The sequence below is a fragment of the Arthrobacter sp. zg-Y769 genome (assembly GCF_020907405.1).
Lineage (GTDB): Bacteria > Actinomycetota > Actinomycetes > Actinomycetales > Micrococcaceae > Arthrobacter_B.
This window is the reverse complement of sequence record NZ_JAJJOE010000016.1, coordinates 68,579-93,503: the sequence shown is the minus strand read 5'-3', so window position 1 is coordinate 93,503 and position 24,925 is coordinate 68,579. Positions and strand designations below refer to the sequence as shown.

Sequence of the window (24,925 nt, the reverse complement as noted above, 5' to 3'; positions counted from 1 at the left end):
AACGGACCGATCAGCCCCGGCGCCGGCGCCTGATCCCATCGATCACCAGGCCCGCCATCAGCAGGAACGCGAGGGGGAGTGCATAGAGGGATGCAGCTACGAGCCACGGCGCAACAGTCTGGCCCTGGAGGGAAAGGAGCAGCACCGCCCCGAGCGTGCCCAGGCCGAACAGCGCCAGCACGGCCGCGAGGACGGCGGCGAAGCGGCGGAGAGGTGATTTGCGGGGAGGAATTCCGTGGTCCGGCGAGGTGTGCGGGACCGGCAGCTGCTTCTCTGCAGGTGCCGCGGGGACCCGGACCTTCTCCGGTGGCGTGTTGCTCATGTTAATTAACGCTAACAGCGGAAAACCACTGGACAAAGGGGAGGCCTTGGTGCCCCATTCCCTTGTCGGGATATTCTAAAGGGAACAGACTTCCCCGTAGTATCTCAAAAGGTTCTCCGGCGCCGCTTCGGGTCTGGCGGGCCAACGCGGGTCACGACCATTCCTGCAGCAGGTGTCCTGCTGCACTTAAACTAAGAACGAGGTAACCGAAGTGCCCATCGGCAAGGTCAAATGGTTCGACACTGGTAAGGGTTTTGGGTTTCTGGCCACGGACGATGGACAGGAAGTCTTCCTGCATGCCTCGGCCCTGCCCGCGGGAGTCAGCGAGGTTAAGCCCGGTACCCGCATGGAGTTCGGTGTTGCGGACGGCCGTCGCGGACCGCAGGCGCTTTCCGCCCGCATTCTCGAGGCCCCGCCGTCGGTAGCCAAGGCAACCCGCAAGGATGCCGAAGACATGGCCGTGATCACCGAAGACCTCATTAAGCTGCTGGACGGTATTTCCAACGGGCTGCGCCGGGGCCGCTACCCGGACAAGAAGCATGCGTCCAAGGTGGCCGCCGTCCTGCGGGCCGTTGCAGATGATCTGGATATCTAAGGCAAGTGCACTGAAGTGACTATGACACCGGTAACCCCTTCTCCTGACATGTCCTCTGAACCCGGCACCGATGAGGCGGCTGATGCTCCTGCCCCGGCGGCACGCAAGCGTGCCCCGCGGCGTCCCGGGAAGCCCGACGCCGTGCTCGCAGCCGCCGTGGCCGAAGCCCGCGCCGGACTGCTGGAAGTGGTGTCCGAGGTCGAAGTAGGCAACTATGTAGGCGCAGTGGCCGACGCCGAACGGCTGGTGACGCACCGGTTTGCTTCCCTCCGGCCCGGCTACCGCGGATGGTACTGGTACGCCACGGTGGCGCGGATGCCCCGAAGCAAGAAGGTAACGGTCAGCGAGGTGGGCCTGCTCCCCTCGGATGAAGCGCTGCTGGCTCCGGAGTGGCTGCCCTGGTCCGACCGGCTGCGTCCGGAAGACATTGCCGCCGAGCAGGAACAGCAGGCCCGGGAGCAGGCCGAGCAGGAGCAGGCCGAGCAGGAACAGGCCGATGCGGAGCTGGCCGACCAGGACCAGGCTGATCCGAATTCGGCAGGCCGGACCGATGAGCAGCGCGCCGATGCGACGGGTGCCCAGGAGGACGAATAATCCCGTGACGGCTGCGGCAACAGGTTCACTATCCTCAAGGGGGCGCTGAGCTGGTGTTCCGCTCCCTTCGCATCTTCAACTACCGCATCTGGTTTTTCGGTGCCCTGGTTTCGAACATCGGCACCTGGATGCAGCGCACCGCGCAGGACTGGCTGGTCTACGACATCCTGACCGACCAGGACGCAGCAGCCATGGGAGTCGTCATGGCGCTGCAATTGGGTCCGCAGCTGCTCCTGGCCCCGTGGTCCGGCCTGATCGCCGATACGTACAACCGCCGCAAGGTCCTGCTGCTCACGCAGGTCAGCATGGGCGCCCTGGGCCTGGCACTGGGGTTGCTGGTGCTGTCCGGGCATGCCGAATTGTGGCATGTCTACGCGTTCGCGCTGGCGCTCGGTGTTGTCTCGGCCGTGGACGGCCCGGCACGCCAGGCGTTTGTCTCCGAAGTGGTTTCCGAGCGGGACCTGCCCAACGCCGTCGCCCTTAACAGTGCCTCCTTTAACGGGGCGCGGATGGTGGGCCCCGCCGTCGCCGGTCTGCTGACCGTGGCCGTGGGGCCGGGCCTGGTGTTCGTGCTCAACGCAGTGACGTTCGGTGCCATGGTGGTCGCGCTGCTGAAAATGCGCGCCGGGGAGCTGCGCGTTCTTCCCAAGGCTCCGCCGGGGAAGGGCCGCATCCGGGCCGGGCTGGCCTACGTGCGCCACCGTCCGGACCTGATCATGGTGATGCTCGCGATTTTCATCGTCGGGACCTTCGGCATGAACTTCGCAATTTATATAGCAGCCATGGCACGCACCGAGTTCGGCCGGGACGCCGGCATCTTCGGTGTCCTCAATTCGGTGATGGCCATCGGTTCCGTTGCCGGTGCCCTGCTCTCCGCCCGGCGCGACCGGCCCCGCCTGCGCTTCGTCTTCGGTGCTGCCGGCGCCTTCGGCCTGTCCTGCATCCTGTCCGCCGTGGCGCCGACCCTGGTTCTGTTCGCCCTCTCACTGATCCCCGTGGGCCTGTTTGCCCTGACCTTGATGACCAGCGCCAACGCGTACGTCCAGACCACCACCGCGCAGATCATGCGCGGGCGGGTGATGGCGCTGTACTTTGCCATCTTCATGGGCGGAACACCGCTGGGCGCCCCGGTAGTGGGCTGGGTCTCGAACTCCTTCGGCCCCCGCTGGAGCCTGGGCGTTGCCGCGGCCTCGGGGCTGCTGGCCGCCGCCATCGGTTTCGTCTGGGCCTGGCGGACGTACGGCATGCGTTTCCACTACGACCGCAGCCTGCCACGCCGGCTCAGCATGACCACGGATACTCCGGGAAAGCAGCAGGACCCGGACAGCGCCTAGCGTCCGGGCCCCGGCACGGTCCGTGCGGCGGCTACTTAGGAATTGGCAATCACATAGTCGATGCACTCCAGCAGCGCGCTGACGTCATCGGGTTCGATGGCAACGAAGGTGGCAATCCGCAGCTGGTTGCGGCCGAGCTTGCGGTAGGGCTCCACGTCCACCACGCCGTTGGCACGAAGCGTCCTGGCGATGGCCGAGGCGTCGATGCTTTCGTCGAAGTCGATGGTGGCAATAACATTCGACCGGTCCTCGGCGCGTGCCACGAACGGTGTAGCGACGGGGGACTGCTCCGCCCAGGAGTAGATCCGTCCGGCGGATTCTGCGGTGCGGTCCGCGGCGAACTTCAGCCCGCCGTTGGCGTTGAGCCACTCAATCTGCGCATTAAGGGTGACCAGCGTGGACAACGACGGCGTGTTGTAGGTCTGGTTCAGGCGGGAGTTGTCGATCGCGGTCTGCAGATTCAGGAAGTCCGGGATCCAGCGGTCCCCGGCATTGATCCGGGCAGCCCGTTCCAGGGCTTCCGGGGAGAACATGCCCAGCCACAGTCCGCCGTCGGAAGCGAAGTTCTTCTGCGGGGCAAAGTAGTACACATCGGACTGGGCCAGATCCACGTCCAGGCCGCCGGCGGCCGAGGTGGCATCGATCAGCACGAGGGAACCGGCGTCGGCACCTTCAACGCGCCGCACCGGAGCAGCCACGCCCGTGGAGGTCTCATTCTGGGGCCAGGCATAGACATCGACGCCGGGTTCCGCGGCAGGTTCGGGACGTGTTCCGGGGTTGGAGGTGATGATGCTTGATGCCGAAAGGAAGGGTGCCTTGTTGGTGGCCGCCGCAAACTTCGAGCCGAATTCGCCGAACGACAGGTGCTGGGCCTTCTCCTGCACCAAACCGAAGGCCGCAATGTCCCAGAAGGCGGTGGACCCGCCGACACCCAGGACTACCTCATAGCCCTCCGGTGCGGAGAAAAGGCCGGCGAGTCCTTCACGCACGCTGCCCACCAGGTTCCGCACCGGGGCCTGGCGGTGGGAGGTTCCGAGCAGGTTGGCGCCTGCACGCGTGAGTGCCTCAATCTGTTCCGGGCGTACCTTGGAGGGACCGGCACCAAAACGGCCGTCCTTCGGGAGGATTCCAGCGGGAATTTGAAGTGCGGCGGTATCGCCCATGAGGTGACGCTCCAAGCGTGTTTGGAAGGTGGCGGATATGCACTTCCATTCTGCCGTATGCCCTTGGAGTCCGGCGATATATGACTCCCGCCACCAGACCCTGTGCCGCGCACCGCGCAATTATCGGGCGGTCCGGCCAATAGGCTAACGTGTTGGCGTATCCCCGGGCAGCGGTGCGCTGCCCTTCTTTCTCCCTTACTAGGAGCGGCCCGTCATGACGGATCTCATTGATACCACTGAGATGTATCTCAGGACCATCCTGGAACTGGAAGAAGAGAACATTGTTGCCCTGCGTGCGCGCATTGCCGAACGGCTGCGCCACTCCGGCCCCACCGTTTCCCAGACCATCGGACGAATGGAACGCGACGGACTCGTTGTGGTGGCCGGGACGCGCCGGCTGGAGCTGACGGAACTGGGACGACGCCGGGCAACCGAGGTAATGCGCAAGCACCGCCTTGCCGAACGGCTCCTCGCCGACGTCATCGGCCTTGACTGGGCCTACGTGCATGACGAGGCCTGCCGGTGGGAGCACGTGATGAGTGAACGCGTGGAACGGCGCCTGTATGAACTGCTGGGGCACCCCACGGAATCTCCGTACGGCAATCCGATTCCCGGGTTGGAAGGAATCGGCGGTGTGGCCGCGGAAATGTTCCACACCGGCGTCGTGGATCTGGTGTCCACCGTTGCGGCCGCCGAGCCGGGCACAAAGCTGAAGCTGGTGCGCCTGGCGGAACCTATCCAGGTGGAACCTGAACTCCTGTCACAGCTGGACGAGGCCGGGCTGCGGCCCGGAGCGCAGATCACTGCAGAAGTTGTGGGCGGCTATATTTCCGTACGCGTTCCGGGCATCGAGGGCGCCTTGGAACTGCCTGCCGAAGTGGCCGCGCATGTCTTTGTTTCCCCCATTGGGTAACGGAATGGTCACTTTTGTGACATTTACCCTATAGTGAGTTCCGACGCTGAAACACCATCGTTATCCGGTCCGTCCGCCGAGCCCTGCCAGCGGACCGGAGCACCAAATTCGTCCAGGCAGGGGCGGAGGACCCAATTTCCGGCAGTTCCACTGCCTTGGGGTGAAGCCTTCCGGGGGTCGGCGGCATTTCCTGCATAGTTGCAGGTGACGCCCCGTATTTCCGGAGGCCGAGTTTCTCTACTCGAATCCGACAGCTAACTTCGCAGGCGATCCATGAGAGGGAAACACTTGTCGAAGCATGCTGCTTCGGGCCGGCGCCGCGCGCCGGCCCATACTGCGCCAGTGCGCACGCGAAACGCCTCAACTTCAGGCCGCCGACGTGCCGAAACAAAGACCGTGTCCGTTGGCTGTGCCGCCCAGAAGGTGGCCATTACCGCTGCGACGTCAGGCCTGATCCTCACCGCCGCCATGCCCACGCATGCCGCTGCGGATGATCCCGTCCAGCTTGAGCCGGTTGCGGTCGACGCCCCCGTCCTGGCCGACCCGAACGCTGATATCGGATTTGCCCGGACCGGGCTGAGCAGTGAATATGACCCGGACGCCAAGCTGGCCTCCATTGCGGTCGCCGCCGGCTCGCATGCGGTTCCTGCCGCTGCCAGGGGGACGCTGTCCACGCCCCTGGACTCTTCACTGGTACAGACCTCCGGGTTCGGCCACCGGGTCAGCCCCATTACCGGGCAGGCCGGAGAGATGCACAACGGCCAGGACTTTGCTGCGACCTGCGGCACCGCCGTGAATGCGGCCGCCTCGGGCACGGTGGTGTTTGCCGGCTGGCATCCCTACGGCGGCGGAAACCGCGTAGTGATTGACCACGGCAACGGGGTAGAAACCACGTACAACCATCTTTCCAACATTGCCGTCAGTGTCGGCACCGAAATCAATCGCGGATTCCTTGTTGGTGCCAGCGGCACCACCGGTTCTTCAACCGGCTGCCACCTGCATTTCGAGGTCATGGTTAACGGCGAAGTTGTTGACCCGTTGAATTGGTTGTAACCACGTAAATCAATTGGTCGTAACCAGTTGAATATCGTTTCGTGACCGGAACGTGACATACATCAAATGTTGCTGTACGCTCATCCTCGTGCCCGATTCGCAAAGATGGGGCACCTTCGAACAGATCGCCTAGCTCTGCCACTGTTTGAAGTCCGTTCGCAGAATCGCATGGCAGGGGCGGGGGAACCAATTTCGGGTTTCGAAAGAAACCCTTGGGGTTAAGTTGCGAAAGGCCATTGGCCGGGCAACCGGGTGACTCCCATCCGAATCCGACAGCTCACCTCGTAGGCAATTGGGAGAGGCAAACCTGTGTCATCAAACGTTCATGGCCGCCGTCGTGCTGCCACCGTACAGACCAACCCGATCACTGCACTTTCAAAGGCAGTCAGCAGCAACGCCGGAACCGTAGGCCGTCAGGCCGCCGTCGTAGTTGCAGCATCCGGCCTCGTGCTGGCTGCAGGACTTCCTGCACAGGCTTCCGTAAGCACGGACCGCCAGGCACTTGAAGCAACACCGCTGAACATCGTCGCCGGCAGCGTTACCGCTCCCGCCAACGCACCGTTCCAGCTTCCCCTGGTCGCCCCCAGCTCCACTTCCGGCGCCGAATACCGTGCACAGGTTGCTGCCGAAGAGGCCGCAGTCAAGGCAGCCGAAGAACTGGCCGCCACGCAGGCCGCAGCGGCCCAGGCCGCTGCTACCCAGACTGCAGCAGCCGCCCGCACCGCCCCGGCAGCGTCCGGTGTTGCCGTCCAGTCCGCCGGCCACGATCAGTCCGTTGAAACAACCTCCGCTCCGGTTTCCGGCAACGTTGCAGCCGGCCTGGTTGCTTCCGCCTACGGCCAGATCGGCGTCGCACAGGACTGCACCGCCATGGTCGAAAACGCCCTGCGCTCCGTCGGCAAGTCCGTCGGCGATCTGGCTCCCGGCCAGTTCTTCCAGTTCGGTTCCGTAGTTTCCACCCCGGCTCCCGGCGACCTCGTAATCACCGGCGGCCACGTCGCGATCTACGTTGGCAACGGCCAGGTAGTCAGCGGCGGCCTCAACGGTATGAACACCGGCCTGCATAGCCTCTCCGATCTGCCGGGCGCCAGCTTCGTCCGCGTCAGCTAAGCCCGATTACCGAGACGATTATGACCTCGACAATTGAGCGCGCCCGCCACCGGGCGCCGGTGGAACGCACCACCACGCTGAGCGCCCTTGCCGGTGCCGTCAGCGCCAACGCCGGAACGGTGGGCCGCCAGGCCGCCGTGATCGCGGCAGCCTCCGGGCTGGTACTGACCACCGGCGTTGCTGCCAATGCCTCCGGGGCAGACGCAGCGCGCGACGTCCAGACAAGCACACTGGACCTTTCCTCGATCAAGACCATCCACGTCCCCGCTGACGTGTCGGTTTCGTTCGAGCGCGCCGGAATTTCCGGTTCGACGGCGGCACCAGTGGTGGAGGCGCCGGCAGCCCCGGTTGCCGAAGCACCGGCGCCTGCCGCTGCGGCCGTTGCTGCCACCCAGCAGGTGGACGGCAACGCGGGCGCTGCCCAGGCCGCCAGCCTGAGCACGGCGTCCTCCGTGCAGCCGTCCGCGACGAAGACCGCACCGACAGGTGTTGCGTCCACGATCGCTGCGGCTGCGTACGCGCAGCTTGGCGTCGGCCAGGACTGCACCCGGCTGGTGACCAACGCGCTGGCCGCCGCCGGAATCAACCATCACGGTTGGCCTGCCAGCTACCTCACCCTTGGACGGACGGTGAGTGCAGCTGAGGCCATGCCCGGCGACCTTATCTACTACGCAGACGGCGGGATGGGCATGGCCCACATCGCTGTGTATGTGGGCGGCGGCCAGGCAGTGCACGGCGGCTTCAACGGTGGTTCCACCGTTGTGGCTCCGGCAGAGCTTGGCTCCGGCGGCGTGTACATCCGCGTGGGCGGCTAAGCAGCCACGAGTAACCCTTACAGAGCAAGGCCCCTCCTCCGGGAGGGGCCTTGCCTCGTTAAGCCCGGCGCGCCGCGGCGGAAGGCGGTGTAGGAGGGTCCCGGGTCCGGTTCCTGCATCACCGGTATAAATGGCCAAGATCGCGATGGCGTTCTACTCTTGCATAGACAATCCGAAGTGCCGTTTGCGGAACGGTGTCTGGTATTCACCGGCTCGCGGGCGGCAGACGAAGAGGTATGTGCATGCGCACTCTCGTTCTGAACGCTGGATATGAACCACTGGCCGTCATCACCTTCCGCCGCGCTCTGGTACTGGTACTGAACGGAAAGGCAAGCGTGGTGGCGGAAAGCGGAGAGCCCGTAGTGGGGCCCAACGAAATCCTTCCCCGGCCCTCGGTGATCCTCCTTCACCGGTACGTCAAAATCCCCTACCGGGAGGGCACCGTAGCCACCCGGCGGGGCGTCCTGCGCCGGGACAACCATGAATGCGCCTACTGCGGAAAGGCGGCAGCAACTGTGGACCACGTGGTCCCGCGCTCCCGCGGGGGAGATGACAGCTGGGAGAACCTGGTTGCCTGCTGCCTGCGCTGCAACAACACCAAAGGGGACAGGACCTTGGCCCAGCTTGGCTGGGAGCTGCGGATTTCCCCCAAGGCACCCCGGGGCGCCCGCTGGCAGATCCGCGAGCTCGAACGTCCTTCGCCGCAGTGGGATCCGTTCCTGCAGAATGACACGGCTGCCTGATGTCCGCTGACCTGCTTTATGACGCCGTCATCCTGGCCGGCGGCCGCTCGACGCGGCTCGGCGGTACGCCCAAGGCGCTGCTCCTGTCCGGCAGCCGAACCCTGCTCGAAACCACCCTCGACGCCGTGCCGGATGCCCGGAATATTGCCGTCGCGGGGCCGCCGGAACTCTCGGCTCTGCTGGGCTCCCGCGCACTGGAAGCGGTTCCCCGCAAACCCGTGCTGGTCCGCGAGGAGCCTGCCTACGCCGGGCCGGCAGCAGCGGTAGGGGCAGCCGTCGCCGCCTTGGCCGCCCTGGACAAAGCCGACGGTGGCCCGGACACTGACCGGCCCGGCAGCCCCTGGACGCTGGTTCTTGCCTGCGATATGCCGCAGATCGGTTCGGCGGTCCGGGCACTGCTGGCTGCTGCCGCGGCGGCTCCGCCGGAGAGCCTGCTGGCCGTGGATTCCACCGGGAAGCGCCAGCCGCTGGCGGCGCTCTACCGTACGGCGGAGCTGCGTTCCGCGGTTCAGTCCGCCGGCCCGGGTGGATTGGAGAACCAGTCCATGAAGGCGTTGCTTGCTAGGGTGCAATGGAGGGGTGTTGATGTTCCCCCGATGAGTACCGCCGATGTTGACACCTGGAATGACGCACAATCCCTGGGTGTGAGCGCCGGGGACCTGCCCTAGCACGGGCAGTCCCCAAGCTAAACGAAGGAGCACGAATGGCAAGCCAGCAGGAACAACTCGAGGCATGGAGCGGCAGGCTGCTGCAGGCACTGGAACTCGAGGGCACACCGGTGGATGTCTCCGCTGTCCTCGACCTGGCTGCAGATGCAGCGCATAGCGTGGTGCGGCCCGCCGCCCCGCTGACCACCTTCATTGTCGGGTACGCAGCAGGACTTGCAGCCGGCAGCGGCCAGGCCAACGACGCCGTCGCGATGCGTTCGGCCATGGCAGTGGCGACAGAGCAATGCCGGAACGCGGCAGCGGAAGGAGACGCCCAGTGAGCGAACGTACCGCACCGGTAATCCTGCCTGCCCAGCCCAATGCGTCCTGGGCACAGGCCCGCCACGCCGCCTATGCAGCTGCCCGTCCGTTGCCGTATGAAACGGTTCCCCTGGACGAAGCCCTGGGCCGGATCCTGGCCCTCGAAACCTCGGCCCTGCAGCCCGTACCGCATTACGCTTCGGCAGCCATGGACGGATGGGCCGTCGCGGGGGAGCCGCCGTGGACAGTCATCACCCACGAAGAACCCGAAGTGGAACGCTGGCAGATTCACCGTGAATCCGGACGCCGTGCCCTGCAGCCGGGCGAGGCAGTGGAGATCCTCACCGGCGGGCTCATCCCCGAAGGTGCTGAAGCCGTCCTGCGCTCGGAGAGCGGCACGGTAGCGGCCACGACGCCGCCGCAGCTAACGCTGAACGACCGGGCGAAGGAATCGGAACCACGTGCGGGAGAACATATCCGCCCCGCCGGAGAAGAGGCTGCAGCCGGGGAGACCACCATCCCGGCCGGCAAGCTGCTCAACCCCGCCCACATTGCCCTGGCAGCCGTGTGCGGGCATGACACCCTGCCGGTGCTGCGGTCCCCTCGCGTGTCCCTGCTGCTGACCGGAGACGAAGTCATCGAAGCCGGCCTGCCGGAGCCGGGACAGGTCCGCGACACCTTCGGCCCCCAGCTGCCCCAGTTGATCACGATGCTGGGCGGCAGGGTCGACGTCGTTCGGCGCCTGCCGGACCGGCTGGAGGAAGTGGTGGCGGCGCTGAGCAGCGAAGCCACTGACGAGCTCTCCATTGCAATGTCTTCCGGAGACGTCCTCATCACTACGGGCGGCACCGGGCGTTCCGACGCGGACCATCTGCGCCGTGCCCTGGAAGAAGTCGAGGCCGAACTCCTTATCGACGGGATCGCCATGCGCCCCGGCCATCCCACCATGCTGGCCCGGCTGCAGGACGGGCGCTTGCTGGTGGCTCTGCCCGGCAACCCCCTGGCGGCCATGATGGCGGTCTTCACGATCGTCCAGCCGCTGCTGGACGGACTCCGGGGTGCTCCGATTTCACGCGAGCGGCATGTCCTGGCCGGCGTGGACCTGGAGCCGCTGCCCGGAAGGACCCGGCTGGTTCCCTGCAGCATCCAGGAGGACCGGGCCATGCCTTCCCCCTATTTCCGTTCCGGAATGCTTCGCGGACTGGCCGAGGCTGACGCCGTCATGGTGGTGCCTCCGGAGGGCTGCATCAGGGACCAGGCGGTAATGGCGCTGCCCCTGCCTTGGCAGGTCAACCGCGCCCCGTCCGGATAAACCACGTCCGGATAAACCCCGGCGACCGGGACAACCCCGGCAGCCGGACCCGGGCAGCACCTGCCGCCCGGAGACAAGATCTAAAGCACCAAAGACAGGGAGAGACCATGGGACGGGTTACCCAGCGTGGACGGGTTACGCGCTTCCGGCTGGACGGCAACGTCAGCCGGCGGGACGACGTATTGGCGGGGGAGGAACCGCTGGAAATCCGGGTGATGGGTAAGTCCTTTACCGTGACCATGCGTACCCCCGGCGACGACTTTGACCTCGTGGCGGGGTTCCTGGTCTCGGAAGGGGTGATCTGGGACCCGGCCCAGCTCATCAGCCTTCGGTACTGCGCCGGAGTGGACGACGACGGCAAGCAGACCTTCAATGTTGTGGACGTCCAGCTCCGGCCGGGCACCCCGCTCCCGGATACCGGAATGGAACGGCACGTCTACACCTCCAGTTCCTGCGGCATCTGCGGCACGGCGTCCATCGAGGCGGTCCGGAAGTCCTCGCACTTCGACCCGTCCTCCGACGGTGTCCGGCTGCCTTTGGAGATGCTCGCCGCGCTGCCGGACCGGCTGCGCGAAGGGCAGAAAGTCTTCGACAAGACCGGAGGCGTCCACGCGGCCGGGCTGTTTAACTCCGACGGCGAACTGTTGTGCCTGCGCGAAGACGTGGGCCGGCACAACGCGGTGGACAAGGTGGTGGGCTGGGCGCTGCGCGCCGGGATGCTTCCGCTGCGCGGCATGGTGCTGCAGGTCTCCGGACGTGCATCCTTCGAACTGGTCCAGAAGGCCCAGCTGGCGGGAATCCCGGTGCTCGCCGCCGTCAGCGCACCGTCAGCACTCTCCGTCGACCTCGCCAAGGACGCCGGACTGACGCTGATCGGTTTCAGCCGCGGCACCTCCCTGAACTGCTACTCCGCGCCGGAGCGGATCCTGGCCGAGGCCCCCGCGCCTGTCTAGTCCGTCCATCAAGGCAGCCGGTTCCGGAAGCCTGCCAGCTAGGGCGCAATCCCTAGCGGGCGGCCGGAAGCTGGACCGTGGCCGTGGTGCCTTGGCCTACCGTCGAGGCGATGCCGAGTTCACCGCCGTGCTGAAGCACAATGTCCTGGACGATGGCCAGACCCAGGCCGGTTCCGGGGATGGCCGCCGACGTTGCGTTCGAGGCCCGGAAGAAACGCCGGAACAAATTGGGAAGGTCCGCCTCCGGAATGCCGATGCCGGTGTCGCGGACCTGCACCCGCACGCTGGGACCGGCGCCGTCCGGCGAAACCAGTGCAGCACTGACCTGCACGGATCCGCCTGCCGGCGTGAATTTCACGGCGTTTGAGCAGAGATTGGTGAACACCTGCTCCAGCTGGGCGCGGTCTCCGTCCACGAGCAGGGCATCGGAGCCGAGCTCCAGCCGGAGGTCCAGGTTGCTCGCACCGGCGGCGGGTGCCAGGGATGCGGCGACGGCGCGCAGGAGTTCCTCCAGGTCGACTTCCTCCACCTCGAGGTTGATCTCGTCCGCATCCTGCCGGGAGATGGTCAGCAGATCGCTGATCAGCTGGTTGAGCCGGACGGCGTTGCGTCCCACGATCTTCAGCATCTGCGCGACGTCCTCCGGTATGTCCCCTCCTGAGCCGTCAAGGATGAGGTCCAGATAGCCGGTGATCGAGGTCAGCGGTGTCCGCAGCTCATGATTGACCGTGGCCACAAAATCGGTCTTGGCCTGGTCCAGGTCACGCTGGCGTTTGAGCACCATCCGCTGGGCGGTGATGAGGTTGCCCTGCACGAGGCCGTGGGCCAGGTTTCCACTGACATGCCGAATCAGGGAAATCTCCGTGCTCGTCCAGTCCCGCGGGGCATCCTCGCCGGCAAGCCAGAGCAGCCCGAAGGCCTTGTCTCCATGGCCGAGCGGCACAATGACGGAGGTGCGCAGCCCGGCAGCGCGTGAGGCAGCACTTAGCGGCACCGGTTCATCGGCGGGCTGGCCGTGGTCCTCCACCGCCATTCCCCGGCTGCGCTCCCAGAGCGTCCCGGCCAGCTCGCCGGCGCTATGTGCGTCCAGCGCGGGAATGCTCCCGGTGGTTTCCTCACGGCTCCAAGCCAGCGTCAGTTCCGGAACGCGCTCGTCCGGGAAGGTCACCAGCAGGACATGGTCCGCTTCGAAGGTTGCCCCGAGTCCATGGACCACCACCTCGGCCATCTGCTGCGGATCATTCGTGGCCCGGATGGCGGTGGAAATGCGGCGCGTATCCTCCCGCAGCCGCGCTGTGGCCGTCCGCCGGTCCCGGTGTGCCCGCGCAGTGGCCAGGATGAGGTTGACCCGGCGGGCCAGGTCCTCGGGGTCCACCGGGCTCGCCACGAAGTCGGCGATGCCCAGTTCCACCATGAAGTCCATGTCGAGCCCGGCTTCACCCGCCACGAGGATAACCGGCAGCTTGGTCATGGCCGGTTCGTGCCGCAGGCGCTTGAGCATGTCCATTCCGGCAACCTGGCGGATGGTGGAATCGACCACTGCCAGCACCGGCGTGGCCGCCCGTGCAGCTTTCATGGCTTCGTCCAGGTCCAGCACGGGGACCGGTTCCAGCCCCGCTTCGGCGAGGATCCCGGCCACGACGGAAAAGACCTCGGGCTGTTCAACGGCAACCAGTGCCTTGGGGCGCGGTTGTGCGCCGGGGGTGTTGCCCTCCGAAGAGGCGTCGCCCGCAGGGGCGGCGAGGGGTTTGAATGCCGGGGGCATTACGGCCTTTCGTCGGTGCCCGGTTCAGCTCCAGGGGCAGCGATTGGAAGTGTACCAGCGCCCGGGGCCAAAACCGTGACTTGCTTCACGTTCGGCTTCGGAACGGGTTCCGCGCCCGTTTCAGCCCCTGGCGATCGGCCGGGAACGGCCCCCGGCAGGCTTTAAGCTGGAACGTGCAGATACCGGAGGAACAGACATGAGTATGGAAGGCGCAGCGTGGGGTTCGCTGATGCAGATCTCCCGCGCCAAAGCAGGAGACGGCAAGATTTCGCGGGAAACCCTGAAGCGGATTGTCCGTTTCGCCGCTCCCTACCGGACCCGGCTCCTGGGCTTCGTCCTACTGTCCGTGGTGGGTGCGTTCCTGGCCGTGGCGACGCCGGTCCTGGCCGGACAGGTAGTCAACTCCATAGTGGCCGGCACAACGCCGGACGTGGTGATCCGGCTGGCCCTGCTGATTGCCGCCGTTGCGGTGGCGGACGCGGCCGTTTCCCTGGCCACGCGCTGGTTTTCCTCGCGCATCGGCGAAAGCGTCATCCTGGACCTGCGCACCGCCGTGTTCGACCACGTCCAGAAGATGCCGATCGCCTTCTTTACGCGCACGCGTACCGGTGCGCTGGTCAGCCGGCTCAACAATGACGTGATCGGTGCCCAGCAGGCCTTCAGCGGAACCCTTTCCGGTGTGGTGAGCAACGTCGTCGCACTGGTGCTGACCCTGATTGTGATGCTCGGGACCTCTTGGCAGGTGACCGTACTGGCCATGCTGCTGCTGCCGGTGTTCCTGCTGCCGGCCCGGCGGATGGGCGGCCGGCTCGCCGCGCTGCGCCGGGAGGCCGCCAACCACAACGCATCCATGGGCACGCAGATGACCGAGCGGTTCTCGGCTCCCGGTGCCACCCTGGTCAAGCTGTTCGGCCGGCCCGACGCCGAATCCCACGAATTCGCGCTCCGGGCCTCCCGGGTGCGGGACATCGGCGTGAAGATGGCCATGATGCAGGCCGTCTTCGTGACCGCCCTGACCCTGGTCTCCGCCCTCGCCCTGGCCCTCGTCTACGGACTCGGCGGTTACCTGGCGCTGGGCGGCAGCCTGAACACGGGCGACGTCGTGACCCTGGCGCTGCTGCTGACCCGGCTGTACGCCCCGCTCACCTCGCTGGCCAACGCCCGGGTGGAGATCATGAGTGCCGTGGTGAGCTTCGAGCGGGTCTTCGAAATCCTGGACCTGCGTCCCCTGATCCGTGAGAAGGAATCGCCGGCGCCTGTGCCGGCCGGCCCGCTGAGCGTGGAGTTCGACAACGTCCGGTTTGCGTATCCCACCGCGGACAAAGTCTCCCTCGCCTCGCTGGAAGAGGTGGCCGTCCTGGACACCCGCGGCGGGGAGGAAGTCCTGCACGGGGTGTCCTTCCGGGTTGAGCCCGGGCAGACCGTTGCCCTGGTTGGAACCTCGGGAGCGGGGAAGTCGACCATTGCGCAGCTGCTGGCACGGCTGTACGACGTCGATTCGGGCGCCGTGCGCTTCTCCGGCACCGATGTGCGGGACATCAGTTTTGCCGGCATCCGGCAGGCACTGGGCATGGTGACCCAGGACGGGCACCTGTTCCACGAGACCATCCGGGCCAACCTGCTGCTGGCCAACCCCGAAGCCGGCGACGAGGAAGTCTGGGACGCGCTGCGCCGTGCGCGGCTGGAGGACATGGTGCGGTCCCTGCCGGACGGCTTGGAGACGATGGTGGGGGAGCGCGGCTACCGGCTTTCGGGCGGGGAGCGCCAGCGGATGACCATTGCCCGGCTGCTGCTGGCCCAGCCGCGGATCGTGATCCTGGATGAGGCCACCGCCGCCTTGGACTCCACGTCCGAGGCCGCTGTGCAGGCGGCCCTGGGCGAGGCGCTGCAGGGGCGGACCGCCGTCGTGATTGCCCACCGGCTTTCCACCATCCGCAATGCCGACCGGATCCTGGTCATCGAAGGGGGCCGGATTGCCGAACAGGGCACCCACTCGCAGCTGCTTGAGCGCGGCGGACGCTATGCGGAGCTGTACAACACCCAGTTCGCGGCCGAGCCGGCGGCGGAAGCAGCGGAGTAACGCTCCCGGGGTGAACCGGTGCCTGCGGCCCGGTTGAAGAAAAAAGTGCCCCCGGCCGGAATCGAACCGACGACCTGCCCTTTAGGAGAGGGCCGCTCTATCCTACTGAGCTACGAGGGCGGACCGCCGGGTTAGCGGCGGGCGGTACCAGCTTACCCGTTTCCGGCGATGCGTGGGTGCAGCCCGTCCGGTGCGCCGCCGCCGACGGGAGCCCCGCCGTCGTCGGGCTGGTGGCTCTTGATGTGGCGGTCATAGCTCCCGCGGATCGCCTGCATAAAGCCCAGGATGGTCCGCAGCTCCGTTTCCGTGTACCTCGACATGACCTCGTCGGTGAGGGCGCCCAGGGGGCCGAAGTAGGCGCCGGCAAGCTGCATCGCCAGGGGCTCGAAGTGCAGCGTGACCTTGCGCCGGTCCGAATGGTTCCGGTTGCGGTGGATGTGGCCGATGCGTTCCAGCCGGTCGATGACCGCCGTGGTGGCGCCGGACGAGGTCCCCAGCCGGGCGCTGAGCTGGCCTGCGGTCAAGGCCTCGTGCCGGATCTCCGCCTCCATGATGAGCACCAGGGCACGCATGTCCGTGGTGTTCAAGCCGTTCGAATGCGCGAAAGCGTCCGCCACACGCTGCCCGTCGAGGGTCATGCCGCGGAGTGCGTTGACGATATCCCGCCGTAGCTCCGAATCTTCCACAGCCTAATAGTAACTGGGAATTGAAGTATCTCCATATCTGAGATACTTTCGAACAGAGATACTTAGGTCACTGGGAGAAGCACATGTATGCAGGGATAGTGAAGAACGCCAGGACGGCGTGGATCACGCTGCTGATCGGGGTGGCCGTCATTGTTGGCCTGTTCGCCCTGCCGGCACAGGAAAACGGCACCACGGACGTGGGCGGGCTGAATGACAAGTACCAGTCCGCAGAAGTTGCCGACCTGCTCCAGGACTTCCCCGACGCGCAGGAATCCTCCGCCATCGTGGTGGTCTCCCGCGAGGACGGCGGCCCGCTGACTGATGCGGATACCGCCGGCATCGCCGGGATCAATGCGGCAGCTGCGGAGGCGGGAGCCTCGGGCCCGCCGCCGCAGGTTCCGCCGGTGGTTTCGGAGAATAAGCTCGTGGCAATCGTGCCGCTGACGCTGCAGGCCTCCGCGGACGACGGCGACGCCGTGTCCGCGGAGGTCGAAAAACTTCGGGATGCTGTCTCCGATGCTGCACCGGAGGGTGTCCGGGCGGAGCTGACCGGAGGGGCTGCCTTCAGTGCTGACCTGGCCGGGGTGTTTTCCGGTGCCAACTTCGTGCTCCTGACCGTCACCGCCGGCGTCGTCGCCCTGCTGCTGCTCATCACCTACCGTTCGCCGTGGCTCTGGATTGTGCCGCTGGCGATCGTCGGCGCCATTGAACAGCTGGCAGCCAAGGTGGTTGACCTGCTGGCTCCGGCAACGGGAATCACGGTGGATCCGTCCGCCGTCGGCATTACCAGCGTGCTGGTCTTCGGCGCCGCCACAAACTACGCGCTGCTGCTCATTGCCCGCTACCGGGAGGAACTGCGCGTCCACGACTCGGTGTACGAGGCCATGCAGAAGGCCCTGACCCGCACCCGCGAAGCCATCATTGCCAGCGGCGGCACCGTCATCCTGGCCCTGCTTACCCTGCTGTTCGCTGATACCCAGAGCTACCGCGGCCTCGGCTTCTCCGCTGCCATCGGCATTGTCCTGGCCATCTTCAGCGCCCTGTTCCTGCTGCCGGTTGCGCTCGTACTGCTGGGCCGGAAGCTGTTCTGGCCGTTTGTGCCCAAGGTCGGGGACCCGGCCAAGGAAGGCAAGTTCTGGGGCCGCCTGGGCGAAGCCACCGCCCGCCGGCCTAAAACGATCGCCGGCACCGCCGTCGTCGTCCTGCTGGCCCTGGGCAGCGCCCTGTTCACCCTGCAGATCGGCCTCAGCGAAAACGAACAGTTCCGCGAGAAGCCGCAGGCGGTCACCGCCGCGGAAACCCTGTCCGAAGGCTTCCCCGCCGGCTCCTCCTCGCCCGTCACCGTGCTGGTGGACACCGACGCGGCGGACGACGCCGTCGCCCAGCTGTCCGGCATTGAAGGCGTCACTGCCGCCACCCCCGGCACCGAGCACGAGGGCCGCACCCGGGTGGAACTCATTACCGGCTACGAGGCCGGCACCGACGAAGCCAACGCCTTCATCACGGACCTGCGTGCCGACCTGGCCGGGCAGGACTATGAGGCCCTTGTGGGCGGGGAAGCTGCCGAACGCGTGGACCAGCTGGCCGCCAACCAGCACGACACCGTGCTGGTGGGCACCTCCGTGATTGCCCTGGTGTTCCTGGTCCTGATGATCCTGCTGCGCTCCCTGGTGGCGCCCGTGCTGCTGGTGGCCTCGGTGCTGCTGACCTTCCTGGCGGCGACCGGGCTGAGCTGGCTGTTGTTCGAGAACGTGCTGGACTTCCCGGCCATGGACGTGCAGACGCTGCTTTACTCGTTCCTGTTCCTGGTGGCCCTGGGTGTGGACTACAACATCTTCCTGACCACCCGTGCCCGGGAAAACGCGGCGTCAATGGGCACGAAGCAGGGCATGCTGGCAGCCCTGCGCTCCACCGGCGGCGTGATCACCAGCGCGGGTATCCTGCTCGCGGCCGTGTTCGCGGTCCTCGGTGTGCTGCCGCTGGTGACCCTGACCCAGGTGGGCATCATCGTCGCCATCGGTGTCCTGTTCGACACGCTGCTGGTGCGGACCGTAGTGGTTCCGGCCCTAGCCTTTGTCCTGGGCGACAAGTTCTGGTGGCCGTCCAGCCCGGCGGGTAAAGACGGACACCACGGACGCCACGAGGCTGAGCCCCAGCAGGATCCAGCGGGCGACCGTCAGCGCGCCGGCCAGGGCCGCGTCACCGGCGGTTAGCTCGGCGGCGCCGAGAGCGGTGTCAATCGCAATGTTCTCCCACAGGTCCGCCACCACAAACAGGATGGGCGCACTGAAGAGCACCCAGCGCAGCGTCCGGCGCTGGGTGTTCAGGCCGATGATCAACAGCCAGGTGAGGCCGAACACCAGCGGGAAGAGCGTGCCGGCTGTCTTGTGCACGTAACTGAGCTGGCCCAGGGCGTCCGAGTCCATTGCGCCGCGCAGGGCTGCCAGGTGGTCTTCGCCGTAACCGAAGACCATGGAATCAGGCATGGCCAGGCCGTCCGCGAGCTGGGTCAGCTGCCCGAGCACCAGCAGGTGCAGGTACCAGAACAGGAACAATGTGGTCACCACGCCTGCAATGACAACCAGTCCCGGGCTGCTTTTAGGTGCCGGGCCGGGGGCGGTCCCTGCTGCCGGGCTGCCCCCGCGGGGCTGGCCTGCGTTGAGTCCGTGTTTGGCGGCGCGCTGTGCTGCGGTTTTTCCCATAGGTACAGTATGGCCGCACGCCTCCCGTGCCCTGGCCAGCGGCGCCGCGCGTGCCTGTCCCGGCCGGTGGCAGGCGGCTACGCTGGGGCTATGAGTGCTGTTGCGTCCCCTGAGGACCTGTTACTGGCCGCCGATCTGGTGCGGGAGGCCGGACAGCTTGCGCTGCGTATGCGTTCGGAGGGCCTGACGGCCAGCGAGAAAACCTCGGTGTCCGACGTAGTCACCGCCGCGGACCGCGAGGCGGAGGCACTGGTGGTGAACCGGCTGCGCCGGCTGCGCCCTGACGACGGGATCGTGGGGGAGGAGGGTGCCAGCCATCGGGGAACCTCCGGCAGATCCTGGGTCATTGACCCGGTGGATGGAACGTACAACTTCTTTGCCGGCTCCACTTACTGGTGTTCGGCAATCGCGCTGCGGTCCGAGCCCGGTCCGCACGACCTGCCCGGAGATCCGGATGTCCTGCTCGGCGCCGTTTACCAGCCGCAGGAAGATCTGCTGTGGATCGGGGGTAAAGGCTCCCCGGCCACGCTGAACGGCACGGTTATTGTTCCGCCGGAGGACGAACCGCTGGCCCGCCTCTCCGCCGGAACCTATATCCACCCGACCTGGCTGCTGCGCCCGGAGGTGTCCGGCCCCTGGACGGCGGCGGCATCCCGGGCCGCCACCATCCGGATGATGGGCTCCGGGTCCTGCGACCTGGCCCGCGTGGCCACCGGCCAGTCCGGTGCCTGGTTCCAGCACAGCTGCCCGGAGTGGGACTGGCTGCCGGGCAAGGCCATTGTCCTGGCCGCAGGCGGCAGCACCGCCGTCGTCGAAGTAAACGGCTTCCGCTGGCACATTGCCGGGACCGCCGCGGCCGTGCGGGAGATCCACGGCGCACTGACCGGCGGCTGACCCGTGAGGCTGAGCTGTGAGGCTGAACCGGGAGGGGCCCGGACCGGCCCCGGACCCGGCCGGTTTCGGTGCTCACCGAAATGTCGGCTGCAGCGCCTAGACTTAAAACCATCATGGACTATCTCTTTGATCCACTCTTTCCCGCACCCCGCAAAGCCGAACCGGCGCCTGCCGCAACAGCGCCGCATTCCGACGCTCCGCGCCGGGGCTCCTCCTACGCGGATGAAAGCCGGGCCGCGGATCTGCTGCAGGGGCTGAACCCCCAGCAGGAGGAAGCGGTCAAGCACGCCGGGTCGCCGCTGCTGATCGTGGCGGGCGCCGGCTCCGGCAAAACCCGGGTGCTCAGCCACCGGATCGCTTATCTGCTCGCCACGGGCCGTTCCAATCCGGGGCAGATCCTGGCCATCACGTTCACCAACAAGGCCGCCGCCGAAATGCGCGAGCGAATCGAAAACCTGGTGGGCGGCGTCGCCAAGACCATGTGGATTTCCACCTTCCACTCGTCCTGCGTGCGGATCCTGCGCCGGGAAGCCAAGACGGTGGGGATGAACTCGAATTTCTCCATCTACGACTCGGCGGATTCGCTGCGCCTGATCACGCTGGTGGCCAAGGGGCTCGACCTGGACCCGAAGCGCTTCACGCCGAAGTCCATCATGCACAAGATCTCCGCACTGAAGAATGAACTCATCGACGAAGAGTCCTACGCGGAATCGGCCAACTACTCCGATCCCTTCGAGCAGGCCGTTGCGGACGTTTACAAGGGCTACGCGCAGCGGATGCGCCAGGCCAACGCGATGGACTTCGATGACCTGATTGCGCAGACGGTGTTTATGTTCCGCGCCTTCCCCGGTGTGGCCGAGTACTACCGCCGGCGCTTCCGGCACATCCTGGTGGACGAGTACCAGGACACCAACCACGCGCAGTATGCCCTGGTCCGCGAATTGGTGGGCAGCGACGACGACGCCCTGGATCTGCCGCCGGCCGAACTCACCGTGGTGGGGGACTCCGACCAGTCCATCTATGCCTTCCGCGGTGCCGATGTCCGTAATATCAATGACTTCGAGAAGGACTACCCGAACGCGCGGACCATCCTGCTGGAACAGAACTACCGCTCCACGCAGACCATCCTCAACGCCGCCAACGCGGTGATCTCCCGCAATCCCAACCGCCCCGAGAAGCGGCTGTGGACAGCGGAGGGCGACGGCGAAAAGATCATCGGCTACGTGGGCGAGAACGAACACGAGGAAGCCCGCTTCATCGCCGAGGAGATCGACCGGCTGCAGGACGAGGAAAACCTGCGCCCGGGCGACGTCGCCGTGTTCTACCGGACCAACGCCCAGTCCCGCTCGCTGGAAGACGTGCTGGTGCGGGTGGGCCTGCCCTACAAGGTGGTCGGCGGCACCCGGTTCTATGAACGCAAGGAGATCAAAGACGCTCTGGCGTACCTGCGCGTGCTGGTGAATTCCGACGACGTCGTGAACCTGCGCCGGATCCTCAACGAACCCAAGCGGGGCATCGGTGACCGCGCCGAATACTCCGTAGCTGCCCTGGCCGAACGGGAACGGATCTCCTTCATGGCGGCACTGCGCCGCGCCGAAGAGGCCCCGGGCCTGGCCACCCGGTCACTGAATTCCATTAACGGATTCGTGAAGCTGATTGACGACCTGGCCGAGGTGGCCAGCGGCTCCGGTGCCTCCGCCGCCCTGGAAGCGGTGCTGGAACAGACCGGGTACCTGGCCCAGCTGCGCTCCAGCAACGATCCGCAGGACGAGTCCCGGGTGGAGAACCTGGCCGAACTGGTAGCGGTGGTCCGCGAATACGAGCGCGACAATCCCGAGGGTTCCCTGGGCGAGTTCCTGGAACAGGTCTCCTTGGTGGCCGACGCCGATTCCATCCCCGATGCCCCCGGCGGCTCCGCGGAGGAAGTCGCGGCCGCCGTCGAGGAATCCCGCCGGCAGGGGGTGGTCACCCTGATGACCCTGCACACCGCCAAGGGCCTGGAATTCCCGGTGGTCTTCCTCACCGGCATGGAACAGGGCCTGTTCCCGCACCAGCGTTCGGCTACGGACCCGGCGGAACTGGCCGAGGAACGGCGTCTGGCCTACGTGGGCCTGACCAGGGCGCGCCAGCGCCTCTACCTCACCCGGTCCGAGGTCCGCAGCATGTGGGGCCAGAGCCAGTACAACCCGGCCAGCCAGTTTGTGGGGGAAGTGCCCCCGGAACTGATCGAGTGGAAGCGCGAGGGAATGGACCGTCCCACCTGGGGCGGCGGCAGCAGCATCACCTCCAGCCGTTACGGCGGATCCTCCTGGGGGGCCGGAAGCCCCATGGGCACGGGCGGCAGCACGGCCAACTCGCCGGTGGCCAAGGCCATCGGCCGCGTGCAGCCGCAGAAGGAAGTTGTGTCCGTGGCCGCCGGGGACAGGGTCAACCACACGTCGTTCGGCTCCGGCACCGTGCTGGCGGTGGAAGGCGCGGGGGACAAGACGGTTGCGAAGGTGAAGTTCGACGTCGGCGAAAAACGCCTGCTGCTGCGTTACGCGCCGCTGACCAAAGAGAGCTGAGAGGTTCATTTTTCATAACTCAAACCGGGTAACTTCTACAAACGATAGAACTGTGTCCTTTACCACTAAAGGGGTAGTCTGGGATCGGCGTTCAGCCCCAAGGGACTAAAGTTCCTCGTGGGGCAGACCGGCCGGATGCATCTGCTCTGCGATCGCCAGATCGCATGTAAACCTACTTCGACGTAGAAGGACACTAGCCCGTGGACCTGTTTGAATATCAGGCGCGCGATATGTTTGAGGCGCACGGAGTACCCGTGCTCGCCGGAATCGTGGCGCACACCCCTGAAGAAGCCAAAGCTGCTGCTGAGAAGATCGGCGGCGTTGTAGTCGTCAAGGCGCAGGTCAAGGTTGGTGGCCGAGGCAAGGCCGGCGGCGTGAAGGTTGCCAAGACCGCCGATGAAGCTTTCGAGCACGCATCCAACATCCTCGGCATGGACATCAAGGGCCACACCGTTCACACGGTGATGATCGCCCAGGGTGCCGACATCGCCGAGGAATACTACTTCTCGGTCCTGCTGGACCGTGCAAACCGCAACTACCTGGCCATGTGCTCGGTTGAGGGCGGCATGGAGATCGAGCAGCTGGCCGTGGAGCGTCCCGACGCCCTGGCCCGCATTGCCGTTGATCCCGCCGTCGGCATCGACTCCGCCAAGGCCGCAGAGATCGTCGACGCCGCCGGGTTCGCTCCCGAGCTGCGCGAAGGCGTTATGAACGCCATCATCAAGCTGTGGGATGTCTTCACCAAGGAAGACGCCACCCTCGTTGAGGTCAACCCGCTCGTGAAGACCGGCAACGGCGAGATCCTGGCCCTCGACGGCAAGGTCTCCCTGGACGAAAACGCCGACTTCCGCCAGCCCGGCCACGCCGCGCTGGAAGACAAGGACGCCGCGGATCCGCTCGAGGCCAAGGCCAAGGAAAACGACCTTAACTACGTCAAGCTGGACGGCGAAGTAGGCATCATCGGCAACGGTGCAGGCCTGGTTATGTCCACCCTCGACGTCGTCGCCTACGCCGGCGAAAAGCACGGCAACGTTCGCCCCGCGAACTTCCTGGACATCGGCGGCGGCGCCTCCGCCTCCGTCATGGCCGCCGGCCTGGACGTCATCCTGAATGACTCCCAGGTCAAGTCCGTGTTCGTGAACGTCTTCGGCGGCATCACCGCCTGTGACGCCGTGGCCAACGGCATCGTCAAGGCCCTGGAAATCCTGGGCGACGAAGCCAACAAGCCGCTGGTTGTCCGTCTCGACGGCAACAACGTCGAGGAAGGCCGCCGCATCCTCGCCGAGGCCAACCACCCGCTGGTCACCCTGGCCACCACCATGGACGAAGGCGCCGACAAGGCCGCCGAGCTCGCTCACGCCGCTCGCTAACCGAGCCTGTCGAAACCTAGAAGAGAGAACTCACCTATGTCTATCTACTTGAACAAGGACTCCAAGGTCATCGTTCAGGGCATCACCGGCGGCGAAGGCACCAAGCACACCGCCCTGATGCTCAAGGCCGGCACCCAGGTTGTCGGCGGTGTGAACGCCCGCAAGGCAGGCACCACCGTCACGCACGGCGACGTTGAACTGCCCGTCTTCGGCACCGTTGCCGAGGCCATCGACAAGACCGACGCCGATGTCTCCATCGTCTTCGTGCCGCCGGCCTTCACCAAGGACGCCGTAATGGAAGCGATCGACGCCGGCATCGGCCTTGTCGTTGTCATCACCGAAGGTGTTCCGGTACAGGATTCCGCCGAGTTCTGGGCCCACGCTCAGTCCAAGGTGGACGCCGACGGCAACCAGGTCACCCGTATCATCGGCCCGAACTGCCCCGGCATCATCACCCCCGGTGAGGCGCTGGTAGGCATCACGCCCGCCAACATCACCGGCAAGGGTCCGATCGGCCTGGTCTCCAAGTCCGGCACCCTGACCTACCAGATGATGTACGAGCTGCGTGACCTTGGCTTCTCCACCGCCATCGGCATCGGCGGCGACCCGGTCATCGGCACCACCCACATCGATGCCCTTGCTGCCTTTGAAGCGGATCCCGAAACCAAGGCCATCGTGATGATCGGCGAAATCGGCGGCGACGCCGAAGAGCGCGCCGCAGAGTTCATCAAGGCCAACGTCACCAAGCCGGTTGTCGGCTATGTGGCCGGCTTCACCGCTCCCGAAGGCAAGACCATGGGCCATGCCGGTGCCATTGTTTCCGGTTCCGCCGGAACGGCACAGGCCAAGAAGGAAGCCCTCGAGGCTGCGGGCGTCAAGGTCGGCAAGACGCCGTCCGAGACCGCCACGCTGCTGCGCGAAGTCTACGCAGCCCTCTAGTTCGTACTGCACGCCCCCGTCCAACGGATTTCTCCGGTGGACGGGGGTTT

At 66.1% G+C, this 24,925-nt stretch carries 22 protein-coding genes, 1 tRNA gene, 1 pseudogene and 2 riboswitches; of the genes and pseudogenes, 18 read left to right on the top strand and 6 right to left on the bottom strand.

Going from position 1 to position 24,925, the window contains the following annotated elements:
• Nucleotides 1-10: 10 nt before the first annotated feature.
• Nucleotides 11-322: a hypothetical protein gene (locus LOC60_RS14905; RefSeq protein WP_230026419.1), complete on the bottom strand. Its 312-nt coding sequence runs from the start codon at nucleotides 320-322 to the stop codon at nucleotides 11-13.
• A 211-nt stretch (nucleotides 323-533) separates the two neighbouring features.
• On the opposite strand from LOC60_RS14905, the gene LOC60_RS14900 reads away from it, so the two are divergent.
• Genes LOC60_RS14900 through LOC60_RS14890 form a run of 3 tightly spaced genes read left to right on the top strand, consistent with a single transcriptional unit; the run spans nucleotide 534 to nucleotide 2,845 of the window.
• Nucleotides 534-917, top strand: coding sequence for a cold-shock protein (locus tag LOC60_RS14900; protein ID WP_230026418.1), 384 nt, complete (start codon nucleotides 534-536; stop codon nucleotides 915-917).
• 48 nt (nucleotides 918-965) lie between these two features.
• A complete protein-coding gene (locus tag LOC60_RS14895; RefSeq protein WP_230026416.1) occupies nucleotides 966-1,511 on the top strand; it encodes a DUF3027 domain-containing protein in 546 nt (181 codons plus the stop codon).
• Between the two features lie 53 nt (nucleotides 1,512-1,564).
• Nucleotides 1,565-2,845, top strand: a complete 1,281-nt coding sequence (locus tag LOC60_RS14890; protein ID WP_230026415.1) for an MFS transporter — start codon at nucleotides 1,565-1,567, stop codon at nucleotides 2,843-2,845.
• A 35-nt stretch (nucleotides 2,846-2,880) separates the two neighbouring features.
• On the opposite strand, the gene serC is transcribed toward LOC60_RS14890, so the two are convergent.
• Nucleotides 2,881-4,008, bottom strand: a complete 1,128-nt coding sequence (serC, locus tag LOC60_RS14885; protein WP_230026414.1) for a phosphoserine transaminase — start codon at nucleotides 4,006-4,008, stop codon at nucleotides 2,881-2,883.
• Between the two features lie 214 nt (nucleotides 4,009-4,222).
• Here serC and LOC60_RS14880 point away from each other — a divergent pair, with 214 nt between their 5' ends.
• The 9 genes from LOC60_RS14880 (at nucleotide 4,223) to fdhD (ending at nucleotide 11,875) form a co-directional block, all read left to right on the top strand.
• Nucleotides 4,223-4,921, top strand: a complete 699-nt coding sequence (locus tag LOC60_RS14880) for a metal-dependent transcriptional regulator (protein ID WP_230026413.1) — start codon at nucleotides 4,223-4,225, stop codon at nucleotides 4,919-4,921.
• A gap of 90 nt (nucleotides 4,922-5,011) precedes the next feature.
• A riboswitch (cyclic di-AMP (ydaO/yuaA leader) is annotated at nucleotides 5,012-5,206 on the top strand.
• A 111-nt stretch (nucleotides 5,207-5,317) separates the two neighbouring features.
• Nucleotides 5,318-5,974 (top strand): M23 family metallopeptidase, encoded by a 657-nt coding sequence (locus LOC60_RS14875; RefSeq protein ID WP_230026412.1) that lies wholly within the window; start codon nucleotides 5,318-5,320, stop codon nucleotides 5,972-5,974.
• Nucleotides 5,975-6,121: 147 nt separating this feature from the next.
• A riboswitch (cyclic di-AMP (ydaO/yuaA leader) is annotated at nucleotides 6,122-6,280 on the top strand.
• Between the two features lie 3 nt (nucleotides 6,281-6,283).
• The gene (locus LOC60_RS16355) at nucleotides 6,284-7,084 is read left to right on the top strand and encodes an NlpC/P60 family protein (protein ID WP_230026411.1); all 801 of its coding nucleotides are present in this window, start codon (nucleotides 6,284-6,286) and stop codon (nucleotides 7,082-7,084) included.
• A 20-nt stretch (nucleotides 7,085-7,104) separates the two neighbouring features.
• Nucleotides 7,105-7,899, top strand: a complete 795-nt coding sequence (locus tag LOC60_RS14865) for an NlpC/P60 family protein (RefSeq protein ID WP_230026409.1) — start codon at nucleotides 7,105-7,107, stop codon at nucleotides 7,897-7,899.
• 242 nt (nucleotides 7,900-8,141) lie between these two features.
• Entirely contained in the window at nucleotides 8,142-8,642 is a 501-nt protein-coding gene (locus tag LOC60_RS14860) for an HNH endonuclease (protein ID WP_230026408.1), read from the top strand.
• The gene (gene mobA / locus LOC60_RS14855; RefSeq protein ID WP_230026407.1) at nucleotides 8,642-9,310 is read left to right on the top strand and encodes a molybdenum cofactor guanylyltransferase; all 669 of its coding nucleotides are present in this window, start codon (nucleotides 8,642-8,644) and stop codon (nucleotides 9,308-9,310) included. The genes LOC60_RS14860 and mobA overlap by 1 nt, the downstream gene beginning before the upstream one ends.
• A gap of 35 nt (nucleotides 9,311-9,345) precedes the next feature.
• A complete protein-coding gene (locus tag LOC60_RS14850) occupies nucleotides 9,346-9,630 on the top strand; it encodes a DUF6457 domain-containing protein (RefSeq protein WP_230026406.1) in 285 nt (94 codons plus the stop codon).
• The gene (locus LOC60_RS14845) at nucleotides 9,627-10,922 is read left to right on the top strand and encodes a molybdopterin molybdotransferase MoeA (RefSeq protein ID WP_230026405.1); all 1,296 of its coding nucleotides are present in this window, start codon (nucleotides 9,627-9,629) and stop codon (nucleotides 10,920-10,922) included. The genes LOC60_RS14850 and LOC60_RS14845 overlap by 4 nt, the downstream gene beginning before the upstream one ends.
• A gap of 107 nt (nucleotides 10,923-11,029) precedes the next feature.
• Nucleotides 11,030-11,875, top strand: a complete 846-nt coding sequence (gene fdhD / locus LOC60_RS14840; protein WP_230026404.1) for a formate dehydrogenase accessory sulfurtransferase FdhD — start codon at nucleotides 11,030-11,032, stop codon at nucleotides 11,873-11,875.
• A 52-nt stretch (nucleotides 11,876-11,927) separates the two neighbouring features.
• On the opposite strand, the gene LOC60_RS14835 is transcribed toward fdhD, so the two are convergent.
• The gene (locus LOC60_RS14835) at nucleotides 11,928-13,640 is read right to left on the bottom strand and encodes an ATP-binding response regulator (protein WP_230026402.1); all 1,713 of its coding nucleotides are present in this window, start codon (nucleotides 13,638-13,640) and stop codon (nucleotides 11,928-11,930) included.
• 196 nt (nucleotides 13,641-13,836) lie between these two features.
• Between LOC60_RS14835 and LOC60_RS14830 the strand changes: the two genes are divergently transcribed.
• Entirely contained in the window at nucleotides 13,837-15,720 is a 1,884-nt protein-coding gene (locus LOC60_RS14830; protein WP_230026401.1) for an ABC transporter ATP-binding protein, read from the top strand.
• 46 nt (nucleotides 15,721-15,766) lie between these two features.
• Here LOC60_RS14830 and LOC60_RS14825 read toward each other — a convergent pair.
• A tRNA-Arg gene (locus LOC60_RS14825) sits at nucleotides 15,767-15,840 on the bottom strand.
• Nucleotides 15,841-15,872: 32 nt separating this feature from the next.
• Nucleotides 15,873-16,406 (bottom strand): MarR family winged helix-turn-helix transcriptional regulator, encoded by a 534-nt coding sequence (locus tag LOC60_RS14820; RefSeq protein ID WP_230026400.1) that lies wholly within the window; start codon nucleotides 16,404-16,406, stop codon nucleotides 15,873-15,875.
• 83 nt (nucleotides 16,407-16,489) lie between these two features.
• Between LOC60_RS14820 and LOC60_RS14815 the strand changes: the two are divergent.
• Nucleotides 16,490-18,451, top strand: a pseudogene (locus tag LOC60_RS14815) (MMPL family transporter); the annotation flags it as partial.
• 21 nt (nucleotides 18,452-18,472) lie between these two features.
• Here the strand turns inward: LOC60_RS14815 and LOC60_RS14810 are convergent.
• Nucleotides 18,473-19,108: a hypothetical protein gene (locus LOC60_RS14810; RefSeq protein WP_230026399.1), complete on the bottom strand. Its 636-nt coding sequence runs from the start codon at nucleotides 19,106-19,108 to the stop codon at nucleotides 18,473-18,475.
• Nucleotides 19,109-19,198: 90 nt separating this feature from the next.
• Between LOC60_RS14810 and LOC60_RS14805 the strand changes: the two genes are divergently transcribed.
• The 4 genes from LOC60_RS14805 to sucD all read left to right on the top strand — a co-directional run bounded on the left by LOC60_RS14805 (nucleotide 19,199) and on the right by sucD (nucleotide 24,875).
• Nucleotides 19,199-20,002 (top strand): inositol monophosphatase family protein, encoded by an 804-nt coding sequence (locus tag LOC60_RS14805; RefSeq protein WP_230026398.1) that lies wholly within the window; start codon nucleotides 19,199-19,201, stop codon nucleotides 20,000-20,002.
• Nucleotides 20,003-20,115: 113 nt separating this feature from the next.
• Entirely contained in the window at nucleotides 20,116-22,566 is a 2,451-nt protein-coding gene (gene pcrA / locus LOC60_RS14800; RefSeq protein WP_230026397.1) for a DNA helicase PcrA, read from the top strand.
• A 200-nt stretch (nucleotides 22,567-22,766) separates the two neighbouring features.
• Nucleotides 22,767-23,936 (top strand): ADP-forming succinate--CoA ligase subunit beta, encoded by a 1,170-nt coding sequence (gene sucC / locus LOC60_RS14795; RefSeq protein WP_230026395.1) that lies wholly within the window; start codon nucleotides 22,767-22,769, stop codon nucleotides 23,934-23,936.
• 36 nt (nucleotides 23,937-23,972) lie between these two features.
• A complete protein-coding gene (gene sucD, locus LOC60_RS14790) occupies nucleotides 23,973-24,875 on the top strand; it encodes a succinate--CoA ligase subunit alpha (RefSeq protein WP_227905829.1) in 903 nt (300 codons plus the stop codon).
• The last annotated feature ends 50 nt before the right edge of the window (nucleotides 24,876-24,925 follow it).